This is a genomic window from Carboxylicivirga fragile (assembly GCF_050589805.1).
Lineage (GTDB): Bacteria > Bacteroidota > Bacteroidia > Bacteroidales > Marinilabiliaceae > Carboxylicivirga > Carboxylicivirga fragile.
The window spans coordinates 16,130-32,730 of sequence record NZ_JBNGOY010000061.1 but is presented as its reverse complement, the minus strand read 5'-3'; the positions used below and the strand labels follow the sequence as shown (position 1 = coordinate 32,730).

The following is a 16,601-nucleotide window of genomic DNA, read 5'->3' as shown; positions in this document are numbered from 1 at the left end:
ATTTTTGGTATCTACCTTGGTATTCGTATTCATTACAAAAGACTTCAGAAATCCTTTGTAAGATACTGAATGCCAAGGTTTTAAGCAAGAAAACATACATCTTATTTAGTTGACTGTCAATTATTTACAGTTTTGTCATGTACTAAACTTACTCGCATAAAGATTTTAAAAAAGCAAAGAAGATAATAAAGAAAGAAGAACCTATGCAAACATCTCAAGAAACCAAAGACAATATAATGAAAGAGTTAGCCAAAAGAGGATTTATTGAAGATATCATGCAAAAATATGAGGATGATTACAAAGATGATAAAGGTGCAACAAGTCAACTTACGCCCGACATGTTTATACCCGACGAATATTTAAAATAAAGCAATCTGATACAAATCAAAAATAGGTATTTTTAGAATCTCTATTTATTCATATCAATTTATGATCATATTTCAAAATAGGCTAGGAATTACTTCTAGCCTATTTTGTATTTTAACTTAATCAGGGTGTCAATCGATCCTCAATCATGCGATTATTGTACTGCTGAACAAAGGCCTTACAATTGCGCTCAATATTTTTATAATCAATTGATTCTTTAATGTCATTTTTCAACGAAGGATCATCTTTGACATCAAACACGCTACGTATTTCCTTTCCGTCGAAGTAAACCAATAAATCACCTTGTGCAAATTGGTAATAACCATTGGTATAGTTCATTGTAAAACGCGCAGCATCTTCATCAAACAAATCGTTTCCAAAGGCCAAATAAGGTTCATCATACTCAAGGTAATTAAGTACCGTTGGCATAATATCGATTTGCTGTGCTATACCACTATCCCATTTTTTTACCAATGAATCACCCGGACTATAAAAGAATAGCGGAATAGAAAATGTGTTCCTACTATTATGTGATGATTTAAAATGCGAAGCCGAACTATGATCGGCCGTAATCACAAATAAGGTATTATTATACCAAGGCATAGTTTTGGCTTTTGCAAAAAAGGTTCTCAAAGCATTATCAGTGTACCCAATACATTCATGCACTGGCAGAGGCCCTTTGGGGAATACGCCTTCATATTTCTCCGGCACTTTAAATGGGTGATGTGAACTAATCGAGAACAATGAAGTAAAAAAGGGCTCTTGCATTTGATTCATTTCATCCGCATAAAATTGAAAAAATGGTTCGTCCCAAATGCCCCATATACCATCAAAATCATCATCGTTATTATACTCATCTCTTCCAAAATACTTTTGAAAACCAGATATTTTGGCAAAAGCATCAAAACCCATTGATCCGTTTGGAGCGCCATGAAAGAACGCTGTCTCATAACCTTTCTTAGCCAATAACTCGGCCATACCATTCACCTTATTCGACGAATACTCCGATACAGTATAGGGTAATACCAACGAAGGAACCGATGCCAGAACTGAAGGCATCGCGTCAATGGATTTATGACCATTTGCAAAACTATTTTCAATAACAAAACTATGCTGCATCAAGGAATCGATAAATGGCGTATATCCTTTATAATTACCCTCATCCAAATCTTTATTTAATGCGCCCAGATATTCACCATTAAAACTTTCTAATATAAATACCACCACATTCTTCCGACTCACAACAGCCGAATCGGAAGGTGTATAAACAGGATTATAAACTGCCTCTAGTTGTTCCTCTGTCGAGAAATAATGCACCTCCTGAAAACTCTTCTTATTCCATGTGCGAATAATACAAAAAGGTGTATTCAAGACTAAAGCCATTTCGGAAGGAGATTCAACAAACTTACCGGCATTACTCATATTTATAGGTCGAGTAGAATGCCTGTATCCACCACGAATTCCGATAATTGACAAAGCTGCAAACAATACCAAAACAACAAGCGAAACAGGATATTGAATCCATTTTATAGAGAACCTAAAAGGTTTAGGTTTAAAATAGGAATACAGATATGACAACGAAATAATGGCTAGAATAAATATGAGAGCGATGTACCAAAAATCGATGAAGAACTGCCCCCATAGAGCCAACATGTTATCTTCATTGCTTAAAATATCGAAGACATTATATGTAGTACGCTTATTGATAAAACGGAAATAGATAATATCAATTGAATTAAGACCTATTCCTAGCCCATTAAACAACATATAAATCCACTTAACTATCCGCTGGTAAACATTAGAAAACCTGAATGGGAAAGGTAAAATGCATAAAATAGAGTATAAGCCATTTAGATACAATAAAGCAGAAAGGTCAAACATTAATCCTCCTTGCAGTATTCTTATGAAGCTGCCTAAGGTAACATCAGGAAATGAACTTGTGTTGAAAACAAAAAAGATAACTCTAAAAACAGTGAAGAAGAGCATCATTAATGCAAATCGATACAAGAGCACCAAATACTCGTTGGTATATCTTTCGGACTTATTACTTTTTAAAACTTTTGCTATTCTATTCATTCTTACACCAAATCTAAAAGCTGATTAAGCTAGCTTTAAATTATTCGAAAATTTTGTGCAAGTATAGTAATTATTCATCTCAGAATTAAGAAAGTATTAAATATCTGAGCCTTTTAAAAAAATTAGAAAATAGTAATCCAACTGATTTTACTTCAAATTCACCTTTTTGCTACGATGATAATACCCAATAATAGAAGCTATTGATACAATCAAAACAATTGTGCACATAAGCGAACCTTCAAAACCGAAAGCTCCTCCATGCCATATTTCATTCCCACTAAGCTTTAACTTAAAAACTGAATCCATTGCCATACCACTTACGGAATAGCCCATGACTGGCCCTTGAATAAAATTCCAAAACAAGTGCAAACTAATGGCAAACCATAGATTTTGTGTAAATACATAGGCACTACCTAACATTATGCCTGCCAAAAAAAGATTTATAACACCAATGGTAGATAAATTAGGGTTTAATAAATGCAGCACCATAAATATTAATGAACTAATAAAGAGAGCCAAATACTTATTTGAAACAAGCATTAAATTGTTTAATATGTAACCTCGAACCAATACTTCTTCGTTAACAGCTACCAAAAAAAACAGAAGCAACTGAAGTAAAAATCCAACATAAGACACCTCATTATTTTCAATTTCAACATAGCCAAGAACATATAAAACTAAAGAGCCCATTCCGATGCATATTAAAGCTAAAACAAAGCCTCTTATCATATCTTTGTTAAAACACTTTAATCCAAACCCTAAGGATTTAATCGATAGTTTATCGATGAATTTACGATAAAAAAGAACTACAGAAAACATCGCCAGCGTTCCTAAAAACTGTAAAAAAAACATTTGACCAGTACTCAAATTTTCAGAATGCATTAAATCATCCATACTAATATCAGTAGTTGCCACTCCAATAATTTGGAATATTGCTGTCAAAAAAAGAAACGAAAAAATAACCAATACTATCCTCAACCAAACAGGCATTACACCTTTGGATGCCAACTCTTTACTTTTATAATCCATACTTTTATTCAATCAATTTTTATCGCCATTCGGTTAAAGAAAAACCTAAACCAATGGTAGTTTGTTTGTGGTTAAAATCAATCATACTCTCTCCATAACCATGAAAAACCTGGGTATGCATCTTTAGGTTATCCCATATCTGAAATGCATAATCAAGTTGGATACTGCCTCTGTTTCTGGTTCCTGATCGCAGGGAGTGTCTGGCAATCATACTCAAATTATGACGCCCCTTACTATAGGCAGATAATAATTCACATCGGCCAATGTAATTTTCAATACCAGGATTATCATCTATTTCGGCCGACTCTTGTATACGCCACCATGGCCTTAATAATATGGTGGTATTTTTAGTTTCCCAACCCATTTGCACTATTACCCTATTCCAACTTCGCGAAATAGGATTACCACGGCCATTACTCTGATGATTAATACCGATACCTGCAAAAACGCCATGTATACCAAAAATCGTATAAGGTGTAGGCACCACATACATGAATTCCGGTTCGTAATTGGTTTCTCTAAAGGGACGAGATATTTCTTCGTTGTATAACTGCCAACGCGATGTTTGGGTATATGCCATCCAGAAAGAGCCTTTTAATTTCTTCCCCATCACCTTATCAAGCACCTTTGTTTTAAAACTTAGTTGAAACTTTAACTCGGTATTAGTTAATGGTACAGGTTCAGTTACAACATTGTTCGGATTATCGCTGAATGGCATCTGATTGATATCAGATGTATAATTAGCTAGAAGCACATATACAGGTTTGTATTCTCTTACCTGAAACAGATTATTTTGCCCTTTTAAGGTATCATTTAAATCCCACTGTTCGGCCAAGCGCGATGAATGACTTTCGAATAGCTCTTGTGCATTAGTACACAAACTCGCGAGTATTAAAAAGGCTAATGAAAAATACAACTTTGATAACATGCCAATAAATTAACAATTTACAAGTGAATATATCAGAAATTATCGATTTAACCTATAAAGCAATTCAGATGAAGTAAGCTCATTCACTTTTGTTCCCAAGCAAACCTTTTGGTAGTTGTGATATATTGGGCAATGGAGGTAATATATCTTTCAATGGTTTAAATGGCTCTAACAAGGCATTTCTTCTAAAATTATCAGGAGGAATAACAACTTTTAATGATAGTGGTTTTATTTTTATTTCAGCCTTATTACCTAAATCAAGCGGTTCTCCATCCAAATGCCCCAGCATGTTTTCCTCACATTCTATGATTATTTTACGCGCCTGCGTAATAACGTCGTAGGGTCTTTGATCAAGACTTTGATCCAGTAAACTAATTAACAAGGCAGGTGCTGCAAACTTTGGAAATTCCTTTATGATGCAAACATCAATTAAACCATCATCAATCTTTGCTTGCGGAGCAATATGTACATCGTTACCCCATTGTGAAGAGTTAGCAAAACTTAACAAGAAAGCTGGTAATTGATATACTTCATCATCAATGGTAATGGTATAGGTAAGCGAACTATAATTCGCAAATTCCTTAGGGATCATCTTCATGTAGGCAATGGGTCCACGCTCTTTAATATTTGCAAAACGATGACTGATAAAAGCATCAAAACCAATGCCTGCTACATTTAACGAAACACGGCCATTAACACTCAGGGTATCAATCTTCTTAAAATTCATCAAATTAATTACTTGTATGGCACGATTAATACGCAGAGGAATATCAAGGTAACGAGCCAAGCCATTTCCTGAACCAGTAGGGATAATTGCCATAGCAACAGAAGTATTGATTAAGGCCGATCCCACCTCATTCACCGTTCCATCTCCCCCTACAGCAACCACTACATCGAATTTACCAACAGCCTCACTGGCTAACTCATGAGCATGCCCCTGATACTCGGTATATTGTATCTCAACATCCAAATTATCCGAATCAATTTCTTTTTCAACCAATTGCTCCACGGTTCGTTGTTTACCAATACCCGAAATTGGATTAATAAGAAATAGAATTCGCTTCTTCATTTTAAATTAGATATTACTGATTTTTGATTTAAATTATTCGCTAGTTATTTTCTTTTTTGACCTCTTGTTTTTGGCTTTTTATATTTTGCAGCTAATTTTCTTCGGTACGAACCTCCTTCGTTACTTTTCTTGTTTTTATCTTTTTTCTCATGAAAAGCGGCACCTTTAGCAACTGTAGGCTTAGGAGCCTTAACCAACTTCAAACCAGGTAAAACTTCTTCTTCAGAAGCCAGTAACATTTCAGAAACTCGAACCGTTGAAGGCAGCTCTTCCAGGTTAATCGACTTATTCATTAAATTCTGTACAGCTTTCCAGGCTCCACGATCATCTTCTGTAATAAATGCAATTGCAATACCTTCCGCTTCTGCCCTACCAGTACGACCAATCCGGTGAATATACGCCTCTGGCTCTTCCGGCATGTCGTAATTGATAACATGACTTACATTTCGAATATCCATACCACGGGCAATCACATCTGTAGCAATTAATATTCGAAGTGTACCATTTAAAAATTCTTCAACCATTCTAAAACGGTTGTTTTGCGACTTATTTGAATGAATAACACCAACTAGTTCAGGGTATGAACTTTCCAATTCAGAATGTAATAAATCGGCAATCTGTTTATTTTTCACAAACACCAATACCTTATTCATATCAGCATTCTCATCCAATAAAAATCTTAAGAAATTAAGTTTAGTATGGAAGTTAGGCACAGCGTATGCACTCTGGAAAATATTATCAACAGGTGTACCTGTAACCGCAACTTCAACCTTTTGTGGCTGGTAAAAATGCACATTTATAAGCTGGTCAACATCTTCTGTTAAAGTTGCCGAAAACATCAAGTTCTGTCTGCGTTCAGGTAAGATGTCCATTATCTGCTCAAGTTGAGAACGAAATCCTAAATTAAGCATCTCATCCACCTCATCAATCACCAACTTCTGAATATTCTTCAATCGTAAAACTCCTGTCAAACTTAAATCAATCAAACGCCCCGGAGTGGCAACTAATATATCAAGACCTTCGTAAACCATGGCCTTCTGAGTATTGATATTTGTTCCTCCGTATACGCCTCCAATTCGAACTGACATATACTCCGTCATCTTCCTAAACTCACCAGCCACCTGTTCTACCAATTCACGAGTCGGAACCAGCACTAGAACACGAGGGTGTCGTTGATTCGAAAATTTTAATTGACGCAACAGAGGTAAGACATAGGCAAAGGTTTTACCCGTTCCGGTTTGTGCAATACCTAACATATCTTTACCAGACATTATCACAGGAAATGCCTTCTCTTGAATCGGAGTAGCCTCTTCAAAACCAAGATCATCTATGGCATTAAGAAGTACTGTATTAAGGTTTAAATCTGAAAACTTCACAGTGTTATACTTTTAATTGATTGCAAAAGTACATTGTTTCGAACGATTCTTCTAATTATTCCGAGCAACAATAGCAAAAAACTCAATCATGAAAAATAATCGGAGTGCAGATCGCATGTTTTAAAATAACTATTAGGCGTATATCCACTCATCTTCTTAAAATCATGAATCATATGCGCTTGATCAAAATAGGCACATTCTTCAACCAGAGTTTGTATATCACAACTTGGATTTTTTTCTTTTAAATATAAGGCCTTCTGAAAACGCACAATTCGCTCAAATGCCTTTATTGATATACCCATTAGCTGTTTGAACTGTCGTTGTTGTTGCCTTTGACTTAATGCTATTTTATCATTAGCGATAGATGCTTTAGTTTCCAAACTAATTAAACTTGCATTCACAGAGTTAAAATGATAAGGTTGTTCAGTTTTTAATAAACGCTCTACTAAAAATGATTCAACACTAGCAATGCGTGAATTAAAGTCAGTAGCATGATTCATTTCATCCTCAAGTTTATTGGTTGATTCTCCAAGTAAATCACTCAAGGTGAGCATGTGATTTAACGATTCTTGTAATGATTTCCCCAATAATCTTGCAGCTCCAAGAGGTTGCAAAGTCACAGCAAATAAATCGATAGCCCCCTTTATATCAAGATCGTAAAATGAAGTAGTTCGACCACTAAAGAAAATATTGCTTTCGATAGCAGAGGATAATCCTTTTAATTGAGGAATAGCAGAAAAATAGAAGTAAATAGTATGCAGGCCATCAGGAATTACCCGATGGCTCATGCATGTATGGCTGGAATTGCAGCTACTTAATTCCCAATAATATTTGACATAAGCGCTTAATTCATTTAATGGATAAGCAATGTTCATTTATTCCGGATTCCCATATAAACCTAATTGATTTCCTTCGCTATCGATAAAGGTAGCAAAATAGCCTTTACCTTCAGCTTCAATTTTCGTTTTAGGTATCACAATCTTTCCATTGTTCTTCTGTATAAGCACTATTGTTTTATCAATTTCGGACTCAACATTTATACTTACTAAAACACCCTTATCAGATGGCGTAAAACCAGGTGCAAAGGAGATGGCACCTTCTCCATTTGGGAAAAATGCCATTTGCTCAGTTCCGCAGTCCATCACTTTAAATGTAAGACCAAATACAGTTGAATAAAAATCAATTGCTCGTTGAAAATTGCTTGCGGGTATTTCTACCCATTCAAAAAATCGTTTCATTTTTATGTATTTTAATTAGTAACATGTCAAAATTAGCAACATGCTTAATCGTTAAATTGTAAAAAAACGACATTCTATTTCCAACACTTCACTTGATTATAAGCTATTGATTCTTTTGTTCGTAATCGTAACTCACCATCCAGTTGATACTATATTTATCAGTGAACATGCCAAACAACGATCCCCAAAATGTTTTTTCGAGGGGCATATTAACCTTACCACCTTCAGATAGTCCGTTAAAAAGCATATTCGCCTCTTCCTCAGATTCTGCGTTTATTGATATTGAAAAGTTATCTCCAACACTAGTTACCTTACCAAAAGCTTCTGACGAATCACTTCCCATTAAAACCGACTCTTTACTAATAGGTAAAGAAACATGCATTATTTTATCAGCTTCTTCTTTGGGCAAAGGTTTTTCGGAAGGCATTTCGCTAAACCTGCCAAAGTGATCATAGTCACCACCAAAAACACTTTTATAAAATTCAAAAACTTCCTCACAATTCCCATTGAAGGTTAAATACGTATTAATTGTTGCCATAACTTATAAATTTGAAATTATTTTTCACCTTTTGCCACACTCACAACACGCTGAACCAAATCTCCCTTTGCAAGTGTTAATCGGACAATGCTATCTGCATTTGCTAATAAATCATGAGGCACATTCGCATCAAGCGCCACTAAGTCCCCCCTAACCAAAACCAGTTTTTCTCCTTTAACTCCAAACTCAATTTCTCCTTCAAAAATTTCAACGCTTATTGGATACGAAGTTTTATGTTCGGCCATAACCTGCCCTTTCCGAAATACTATCCGAATTTCTTTCGAGGTATCGCTCTCAAATAAAACATTAATAGCTGGCCTATTTTCTTTGTATTCTATATTCTCAACAAGTGACGATTTCTTCATAATTTTAGTATTTGTACTATAATATTGTTTAACTTGACTTGATCAATCATTGCATGTCAAGTACTTAATTCGCTTCTTTTATTTAAACTCAATAAAAATAAGAAAATAATTTCTATAAATCTATAGCCATGGAAGGGAACTTTTTTAATTATATAACGTAAGGCATTTTTATGAAGGAGTGGGTATATAAACAGTTCGAAACGAAGGATTTTGAACCAAAGGAGGGAATAACTTATTGGCGTAACAAAGTATTGAACAGTATTTTGTTATTAATCTGTTTATTTGGGTTTATAGCCAGTGCTTTTGGCATATATATGTCCATTATTAAAGAAGTATACATTATAGGTATAATTGATTCTATCGCTTATGGTTTTTTACTATTCCTCTTTTTAAATAATAAACTCAAGTACACCTTCAGAGCCATTTCTCTAATTGCTATCCCATTTCTTGTATCCATAGGGTTGTTAATAATACTTGGCCCGGCAGGAGCAGGTAATACCTACCTGATTGGCTTTACTATTATAGCTTCAATTTTATTAAGAATAAAGGGAGCTATTACAAGCCTTATCATCGCATTTCTAATTATTGCACTTATAGCACTCGGTTTAGAATACAAGGTATTTGGCGAACTAGGTATAACCCAATACACTCCGTTCCACTGGATAACCGTGGCATCCAACACCTTTGCTATTTCAGCTGTTGTGGCAATACCTTTGGCTATGCTGGTACGTGGGCTTGAGAATACCATTGACCAGCAGAATGAACTGCAATATGAACTGGAAGATAAAATTGATCAATTAAAAATTGCCAAAAGAAAAGCTGAAGATGCCGATGTTCTAAAATCAAAATTTTTGGCAAATATGAGTCACGAAGTACGTACTCCTTTGAACGCCATCATTGGATTTTCAGAGATTAGCTTGATGGAAATGCATAACACCGAAGAAGAAAGAAGGAGCTACATTAAAACCATACTTCAAAATGGCAATTACTTATTACAAATAATCGAAAACATTCTTGACTTTTCAATAATCGAAGCCAAACAACTTAAAACTAACTTTAAAGATAATGACCTGAAAGATATACTACTTGAATTAAAAGATCTGTATCAGATAAAGAACCATAAAAATCTAAGGTTAAAATTTACTATCCCGAATTCAGCATTTATAATAAAAACAGATGGCCATTATCTGAAGCAGGTATTTATTAACCTGATCAATAACGCCATTAAATTTACGGATGAAGGAGAAATAAACATAGGCATCACTCCTATCAGATTTGGTATAAAATGCTACGTAAGTGACACAGGAATTGGCATCAAGGCAGAAGACCAGCTTACCATTTTTAATCGATTTACAAAAATTGATTCAGAAGAGCGATTTGTAAATGGCACTGGTTTAGGTTTGGCAATATCCAAAGGAATTGTGGAAACATTAGGTGGAAAAATATGGATAGAGGCCAATGTTGAACGTGGTACGGTGTTTCACTTTACAATTGAAAACAAAGCTTATAGTGCCATTTCAATTAGTGAATAGATACGACTTAAAAGTTAAACATTTTTTATTTTTTCATCTCTAATTTTAAATTAATACAACTAGCCGTTTAAAAAAGCATGCAAAACGCTTTATACTTCTTAAGTCCCTCCGATTTTTCTAGAACAAATACTTGTGATATTTGCAATTAAATGACATTAAATAATGTTTAAGATTTGTTTTTTATATTAATTCAATTTTAATATTCAAATTAATTTTCTATTTTTAGTACAAAGTATTGTGTTACTTAAAAACTATCAATATGAGTACAACAACAATCACATTCAATCAACTTAGGAAGATTAAAGATAGTCTGCCTGATGGAAGTATGAAGACGATCGCCGATGAGTTGCACCTCGACGTAGAGACAGTAAGAAATTACTTTGGCGGTGCTAACTACGATCGAGGAAAAAGTGTAGGAATTCATCTTGAGCAAGGACCTGATGGTGGTATAGTAGAACTAGATGATACAACTATTTTAGACATGGCCCGCGATATGTTAAGTGGTAAAAAACACTTTGCAGAAAGTTAATCTTCGAGTAACCAAACAAAATATATAAAGCGCCTTTCGGCGCTTTTTTTATGCTGTATAATTTTTATACCATTTGAACTATGAATGTGGCCCTATTATTTAATAAACTTCTCTCTATTCTGGAGGTTTAAAAGTCCCCATAAACCAGCAATACCAGATACAATCACCCATGTTCGAATGTGTTTAGCCACAACATTAGCCCAAACGACTTCACTCATATTAGAAGGTAAATCAAAAGGATTAAGAAATACATTCCAGGAACTGTATTCCAAAAACCCAACCAAAATCCAAACTACTAATCCTATTACAACAACTACAACTGCTGTACCGTTACCATTCTTTATTACTGTACTAAAGAAAAAGCCTAACATACCAAATAGAACAACCGGTATCATTAAGCGAAAGGTTATTTCCCAAACTGGTACATTGATTAATATGACGCTACTCAGGTTTGCCATTACAAACACAAACCAAAACACCATAAAAAAGGCCATTACCAATCGGACTAACCATATTTTATAACGGTAGTTGGGAATACCAAATAAGATTTCAAGTATCCGAGCATCTTCATCGTTTTGAATACCATATGTAGTAGGAAAAAATACCAACAAGAAAGCTGGAAACATCAATTGATAATATACCCCTTGTACACTTACTGTATCAGCTCCAAAAAGACTAATGGAGGTTATTAGCAAATAAAAAATTAATGAAGCACCTAAGAAATAGATAAACTTATTACCAAACACCACCTTTAAGTTGTACTTAATGAATTTCAGAAAAGTGGCGTTAGAAATGCTTTTATATGAAATATTTTTCGTCATTATTCAACATTTTATTTGTTCTTCAGTAACCAGATATAAGCGTCTTCAAGCACAGCATTTACCTTTTCGGCACCATCCATTGGTTGCTGCTCTGATAAACAACGCACTCTTATGTTGTCGCCGTTTCGCATATGATGTACTATCACAAACTGTTTATTAACCCTATCAAAATCTTCGGCAGGCACATCAAACTGCCACACCTTATCAGTTGCAATTTGCACCATTTCACTAGGTACACCCCAATATCTCAAATCACCTTTATTCATAACAGCAACCTGATTACACGAACTTGCTATATCTTCAATAATATGCGTTGAAAATAGTACGATACGTTCACGACTCAACTCAACCAGTAGGTTTCGGAAACGAATACGTTCGCGAGGATCTAAACCAGCAGTTGGTTCATCTACCACTAGTATCTTAGGCAAATGCAATAATATCATGGCAATACCAATACGTTGTTTCATTCCTCCTGAGAATGCGCCAATCTTATCATCCTTGCGCTCCCACATGTGAACCGATTTAAGCACATACTCTAAACGTTCATAACGTACCTCATCTTTGGTAACCCCACGCACCATGGCTTGATAATCCAAAAACTCATATGCTGTCATGTTCTCATAAGTTCCAAACTCCTGAGGTAAATAACCGATCAAGCCCTGCAACTCTTCGCGTTTTTCAGCAGTATCATATCCATTTATATATACCTTACCATAACTTTGATCGAGAATACCGCAGATAATTCGCATAAGCGTAGTCTTACCCGCACCATTAGGCCCAAGCAATCCGATCATGCCTGTTTTGAACTCCATGGACACGCCTTTAACCGCTTTAAATGGTACCTTCTCCTTACCAATAAAAGGTATAGCCCGCACCATACGATAGAATGTTCTTCGCAATCCAGCCATTCGACCCGTTACACGTTCGATGTTGACACGATCGCGCTTCAGTTTATTACCTGCCACTACTAAAGCCAAAATAGCATACCAGAATGTAGCAATGATAACCAGCATAGCTATCGAATCCCATCTAAGGTGATATGCGATGACAGCAAATAAAGGATAAAGCCATTTTACGGCTACCTTTATTTTTTTATCCCATTTTAATTCTGTAGTACTTTTGTTACGCCAATAACTCACAATAGAATTATACACCGACATAAACAAAAAGTAATTAAAGACAGTAAAAATCAAGCCCCAAAAACCAGATTCGACATACCACCAAGTAAAATAACAGATGTATCCGATTAAAGGTACCTGCCAAATAAGATTCTTTAGAATATCACGTAATGATTTTGACTCCTGTTTTGATCGCTCCTTGTATTTTGCCTCACGCGCTTTCCATTCGCGCATAAACCGACCATCACGATCATATACCTTCACCAAGTTTCGAATGGTAATAGAAACATCATCACCTTGTTCAATCAATTGCTCATTGGCCATTCGAAGCGATGATAGAACGAAATATAGTATGGATGGCACTCCACTAATTATAAGAACATAGTATAATAGCTGCCAGGCAAAGGACACATCTGCAAAGAAATAAACAAGCAATGCACCCACTGTCCAACTTAAATACATGACAACTTTTAAAACCCATGCCAAAGAACGAATCCAGGTCAAAGCTTTCTCAAGTCCAAAGGCGAAAGTTGGCATAAATACTAAGGTCAAAAGCGTACTAAAACTCAAACCTCCAACCACTGTAATTGCAAAAGGAGCTCCCAGTATTCCAACATATTCTGATTTACCCATTGCTAGAGGCAGCATGGCTATAATTGTTGTAATTGCAGTAATACTTATTGGGCGAATACGCGAAATACCGGCTTGCATCAATGATCGGGCATGTCCATAACCATCGCGCCTTAATTGTCGGGAATAATCGATGAGTAGAATTCCGTTATTAACAACAACACCCAGTAATATGAGGAAACCAATGAAACTATTAAGGTTCATCAATGAATTACCTGTGAATACCAAAGCCAACAATGAACCAATAGCTGCCAAGGGCACCGAAAATAGCATTACAACTGGCGCGCTGAACGATTCGAATACCGAAGCTAGTATCATAAAAATAAGCCATAAACCAACCAAGCCTAAAAATTTAAACTCGGCAAACATATCTTCCTCATGAATTACCTTGAGAGAAACTGATGACGATTTTGGAATATTGGCAATTAACTCATCAACTTGCTTACGAGCGTCCTCCAATAAGGTCTTCGAGCTATTAACTTCCTCAGAAAACTGGTAGGTCACTTCAATTTCTTTTTGCTGATTGACGCGTTGAATCTCTGATCGACCTGAGGAATAATTTATAGTTGAAAAATCCTTCAATGGAATAATGTTTTGAGCATTACTCTTAACATTAAGTTTCTGCAAATCTTCCATTGTCTTAGCCGACACCTCTTCTAGTACCGGCTCATCTATGGTTTTCATGATGATATCGTAGGTTTCATTGTCAACCTTTAACTGACCACCAGAAGCTACTTCTGATCGAAAGGTAAATAATTCATTCACCACATTATTAGGCGATACGTCATACATTCCCATGAGGTAGGCATCCATATCAATATGCACTTCGGGTCGTCTGTTGGCCGATGATATTCTTACACGACGCATATTATCTATTTCATTTTCGAGATAATATTCCACATCGTTGGCCACTGCAAGCATTTGGTCGTAATCTTCTCCATTGATCACAACTTTTTCTTCCTGCTCACCCAATCCCATAAACATTAACATGCCCATACCTGGGTTAGAGCCAAAGCCTCCGCCTCCACCCATCGAACTTGTTCCTCCTTGGGCTACACTTATTTCACCACCTTCTACATTGTCAATCCGCTCTTCTATATCCTGCCGAATTTCAGGAATACTCCTGTCAGCAAGATCTTTGTAATCGTCCAATAGCTTAACTGTAACAGTTGCCCTATCTTCAAAAACTTGACTTATTACGTCCTCTTTCTCTTCAAGATTATCCAAACGCTTTTCTATTTCTCTCACCACAAGATCTGTATTCGAAAGCATTGAACCAGAAGCCATATCAACACTTACTACAAACTCTGTAGTTTCAGCCTCTTGTGCTGTACTGATACTTACGCCAATACTGATTATTAGCACAACGAAAAACAACAATAACACAGATATAATGGTAGCTGCCGGTTTACGAAGTGTTGCCTTTAGTAACAGAATATAATATTGAACCAATCGGTTATGCAAGGATAATTTTTCCAGTGCTTCAATTCGGTTCTTCATTAATCCCGATAGAAAAACATGCGTCAACATCGGTATTAAAAGTAGTGCCACCAATAAGGAAACCAACAAGGTAGATACGATGGAAACACTGATATGTCGGGCTACCTCGCGAAAGAGAATATTCTCAGAAAAGACAAATGGAAGAAATACTGAAACGGTTGTAAAAGTTGCCGCCGCTACCGATCGCCAGACTTCCTTTGTTCCTTTAACAACACTTTCCTCGCTACTTAACTTCCCCTTTGATGCCACCCGATAAATATTCTCCATCACCACCACACTGTTATCGAGCAGCATACCAATGGCAAGCGCCAAACCGACTAAGGTTAGTATATTTATAGTAATGTCGGCCGCATAGAAAAAGTTAAATGCGCCATAAACTGATAAGGGAATGGATAACATTACCATTCCAACCAAGGGAATATTATTTAAGAAAATCCACAGAATAAACAATGCCAAAATTCCTCCAACAAAGGCTAATTCAATGATACCATCAAGGTTATTCTCCATGGTTTCAGCCGTATTTGACTCCACCACCAATTCAATCCCTTTGACTTCGTATGCCGCGTTAATATCATCTAATTGGGCTAAGGTACTCTTCGACAGATCGATTAGGTTTACCTGAGCATCTTTAGAGATAGAAACAGAAACTGCTTCCATGCCATTCACACGACTATAAGAATCATCCTCTTTTACCCCAAATTCTATTTCCGAAATATCTTTAAGAAGAACAGGTCCGTCGGCCTTAACTACAATATTCTTAATTTCATCGATGTGTTTGTAATCCGCTTCAGCAGTAACGTAATAGCGCATCTGCCCTTGTATCACCTCCCCTGCAAAAATCTTCTCATTCTGACCACCATTAATCATTTGGCGTATCTGACCACTCGTTAAGCCATAGCTATCCAGTACATCTTGGTAAAATATAATTTCAACGGACTTTTGGCGTCCACCAGACACTTCAACAGCCGAAACCCCATCAATGCTTTCAAGCGTACTTTTAATGTCTTGCTCAACTATATTTCGGATGCGATCAGCACCTCCTTCGCCCCTGACCTGAATCGTCATGAATTCATTATTCAATTGGTCAATATCAGCCTTGAAAACCTGAGCCATCATTGTTTCGGGTAATACACCCGACGAACTCTCAATCTTCTCAACCAACTTCAAGTAACTGTACTTAATATCAGCATCACGACTGAGGTACACAAATATCATGGCGCTACCTGGATTAACACGTGTCTCAATTTTTTCGATGCCTTCCAAGGTACTAATTACACTTTCAATCGGGATGGCACCTTCCTGTTCCATATGAATAGGATCCAATTGCGATGATGCACTTACTCGCACAAAAAGCAATGGATATTCAGTGTTAGGCACCAACTCAAAGGATAATTGCTTGTATGAAATCACCCCCAGCATTGTAAATGCCAGGAAAAACATACTAACCAAAACCTTCCTATTTATTATTTCTTTCATTGATTCTTTT

The 16,601-nt window shown here is 36.1% G+C and carries 14 protein-coding genes; 3 read left to right on the top strand and 11 right to left on the bottom strand.

The annotated features are described in order from the left end of the window. The first annotated feature begins 203 nt into the window (after positions 1 to 203). The gene (locus ACRD7B_RS20175) at positions 204 to 368 is read left to right on the top strand and encodes a hypothetical protein (protein WP_430826458.1); all 165 of its coding nucleotides are present in this window, start codon (positions 204 to 206) and stop codon (positions 366 to 368) included. A gap of 121 nt (positions 369 to 489) precedes the next feature. Here the strand turns inward: ACRD7B_RS20175 and ACRD7B_RS20170 are convergent, their stop codons facing one another. From ACRD7B_RS20170 to ACRD7B_RS20130, 9 genes are all read right to left on the bottom strand, one after another. Then, positions 490 to 2,442 carry an LTA synthase family protein gene (locus tag ACRD7B_RS20170; protein ID WP_430826457.1) on the bottom strand — a complete coding sequence of 651 codons (1,953 nt, stop codon included), beginning with the start codon at positions 2,440 to 2,442 and terminating at the stop codon, positions 490 to 492. 147 nt (positions 2,443 to 2,589) lie between these two features. Then, positions 2,590 to 3,471: a CPBP family intramembrane glutamic endopeptidase gene (locus ACRD7B_RS20165; RefSeq protein ID WP_430826456.1), complete on the bottom strand. Its 882-nt coding sequence runs from the start codon at positions 3,469 to 3,471 to the stop codon at positions 2,590 to 2,592. Positions 3,472 to 3,490: 19 nt separating this feature from the next. Continuing rightward, on the bottom strand, positions 3,491 to 4,399 hold the full coding sequence (locus ACRD7B_RS20160; RefSeq protein ID WP_430826455.1) for a phospholipase A: 909 nt from the start codon (positions 4,397 to 4,399) through the stop codon (positions 3,491 to 3,493). Between the two features lie 79 nt (positions 4,400 to 4,478). After that, positions 4,479 to 5,468 (bottom strand): diacylglycerol/lipid kinase family protein, encoded by a 990-nt coding sequence (locus tag ACRD7B_RS20155; protein ID WP_430826454.1) that lies wholly within the window; start codon positions 5,466 to 5,468, stop codon positions 4,479 to 4,481. Between the two features lie 44 nt (positions 5,469 to 5,512). Continuing rightward, positions 5,513 to 6,844: a DEAD/DEAH box helicase gene (locus tag ACRD7B_RS20150; RefSeq protein WP_430826453.1), complete on the bottom strand. Its 1,332-nt coding sequence runs from the start codon at positions 6,842 to 6,844 to the stop codon at positions 5,513 to 5,515. Positions 6,845 to 6,930: 86 nt separating this feature from the next. Then, positions 6,931 to 7,719, bottom strand: coding sequence for a DUF6597 domain-containing transcriptional factor (locus ACRD7B_RS20145; RefSeq protein ID WP_430826452.1), 789 nt, complete (start codon positions 7,717 to 7,719; stop codon positions 6,931 to 6,933). Next, positions 7,720 to 8,082, bottom strand: coding sequence for a VOC family protein (locus tag ACRD7B_RS20140; RefSeq protein WP_430826451.1), 363 nt, complete (start codon positions 8,080 to 8,082; stop codon positions 7,720 to 7,722). It abuts the gene before it with no gap. A 103-nt stretch (positions 8,083 to 8,185) separates the two neighbouring features. Then, entirely contained in the window at positions 8,186 to 8,620 is a 435-nt protein-coding gene (locus tag ACRD7B_RS20135) for a VOC family protein (RefSeq protein WP_430826450.1), read from the bottom strand. A gap of 17 nt (positions 8,621 to 8,637) precedes the next feature. After that, on the bottom strand, positions 8,638 to 8,985 hold the full coding sequence (locus ACRD7B_RS20130; protein WP_430826449.1) for a cupin domain-containing protein: 348 nt from the start codon (positions 8,983 to 8,985) through the stop codon (positions 8,638 to 8,640). A 170-nt stretch (positions 8,986 to 9,155) separates the two neighbouring features. Here ACRD7B_RS20130 and ACRD7B_RS20125 point away from each other — a divergent pair, with 170 nt between their 5' ends. Together ACRD7B_RS20125 and ACRD7B_RS20120 are read left to right on the top strand one after the other, a co-directional pair. Next, positions 9,156 to 10,517, top strand: coding sequence for a sensor histidine kinase (locus tag ACRD7B_RS20125; RefSeq protein ID WP_430826448.1), 1,362 nt, complete (start codon positions 9,156 to 9,158; stop codon positions 10,515 to 10,517). 325 nt (positions 10,518 to 10,842) lie between these two features. After that, on the top strand, positions 10,843 to 11,046 hold the full coding sequence (locus tag ACRD7B_RS20120; protein WP_430826447.1) for a hypothetical protein: 204 nt from the start codon (positions 10,843 to 10,845) through the stop codon (positions 11,044 to 11,046). 95 nt (positions 11,047 to 11,141) lie between these two features. Here the strand turns inward: ACRD7B_RS20120 and ACRD7B_RS20115 are convergent, their stop codons facing one another. Together ACRD7B_RS20115 and ACRD7B_RS20110 are read right to left on the bottom strand one after the other, a co-directional pair. Then, complete coding sequence (locus ACRD7B_RS20115; RefSeq protein ID WP_430826446.1) at positions 11,142 to 11,867, bottom strand: hypothetical protein; 726 nt, start codon at positions 11,865 to 11,867, stop codon at positions 11,142 to 11,144. A gap of 11 nt (positions 11,868 to 11,878) precedes the next feature. Continuing rightward, positions 11,879 to 16,591 (bottom strand): efflux RND transporter permease subunit, encoded by a 4,713-nt coding sequence (locus ACRD7B_RS20110; protein ID WP_430826445.1) that lies wholly within the window; start codon positions 16,589 to 16,591, stop codon positions 11,879 to 11,881. Positions 16,592 to 16,601: the final 10 nt, after the last annotated feature.

What these genes read in the sequence shown, in the direction of transcription:
- ACRD7B_RS20120 (WP_430826447.1), top strand. Translation starts at nt 10,843, where the DNA reads ATGAAGACGATCGCCGATGAGTTGCACCTCGACGTAGAGACAGTAAGA.
- ACRD7B_RS20110 (WP_430826445.1), bottom strand. Translation starts at nt 16,591, where the DNA reads ATGAAAGAAATAATAAATAGGAAGGTTTTGGTTAGTATGTTTTTCCTG.
- ACRD7B_RS20130 (WP_430826449.1), bottom strand. Translation starts at nt 8,985, where the DNA reads ATGAAGAAATCGTCACTTGTTGAGAATATAGAATACAAAGAAAATAGG.
- ACRD7B_RS20135 (WP_430826450.1), bottom strand. Translation starts at nt 8,620, where the DNA reads ATGGCAACAATTAATACGTATTTAACCTTCAATGGGAATTGTGAGGAA.
- ACRD7B_RS20145 (WP_430826452.1), bottom strand. Translation starts at nt 7,719, where the DNA reads ATGAACATTGCTTATCCATTAAATGAATTAAGCGCTTATGTCAAATAT.
- ACRD7B_RS20170 (WP_430826457.1), bottom strand. Translation starts at nt 2,442, where the DNA reads ATGAATAGAATAGCAAAAGTTTTAAAAAGTAATAAGTCCGAAAGATAT.
- ACRD7B_RS20160 (WP_430826455.1), bottom strand. Translation starts at nt 4,399, where the DNA reads ATGTTATCAAAGTTGTATTTTTCATTAGCCTTTTTAATACTCGCGAGT.
- ACRD7B_RS20125 (WP_430826448.1), top strand. Translation starts at nt 9,156, where the DNA reads ATGAAGGAGTGGGTATATAAACAGTTCGAAACGAAGGATTTTGAACCA.
- ACRD7B_RS20165 (WP_430826456.1), bottom strand. Translation starts at nt 3,471, where the DNA reads ATGGATTATAAAAGTAAAGAGTTGGCATCCAAAGGTGTAATGCCTGTT.
- ACRD7B_RS20115 (WP_430826446.1), bottom strand. Translation starts at nt 11,867, where the DNA reads ATGACGAAAAATATTTCATATAAAAGCATTTCTAACGCCACTTTTCTG.
- ACRD7B_RS20140 (WP_430826451.1), bottom strand. Translation starts at nt 8,082, where the DNA reads ATGAAACGATTTTTTGAATGGGTAGAAATACCCGCAAGCAATTTTCAA.
- ACRD7B_RS20155 (WP_430826454.1), bottom strand. Translation starts at nt 5,468, where the DNA reads ATGAAGAAGCGAATTCTATTTCTTATTAATCCAATTTCGGGTATTGGT.
- ACRD7B_RS20175 (WP_430826458.1), top strand. Translation starts at nt 204, where the DNA reads ATGCAAACATCTCAAGAAACCAAAGACAATATAATGAAAGAGTTAGCC.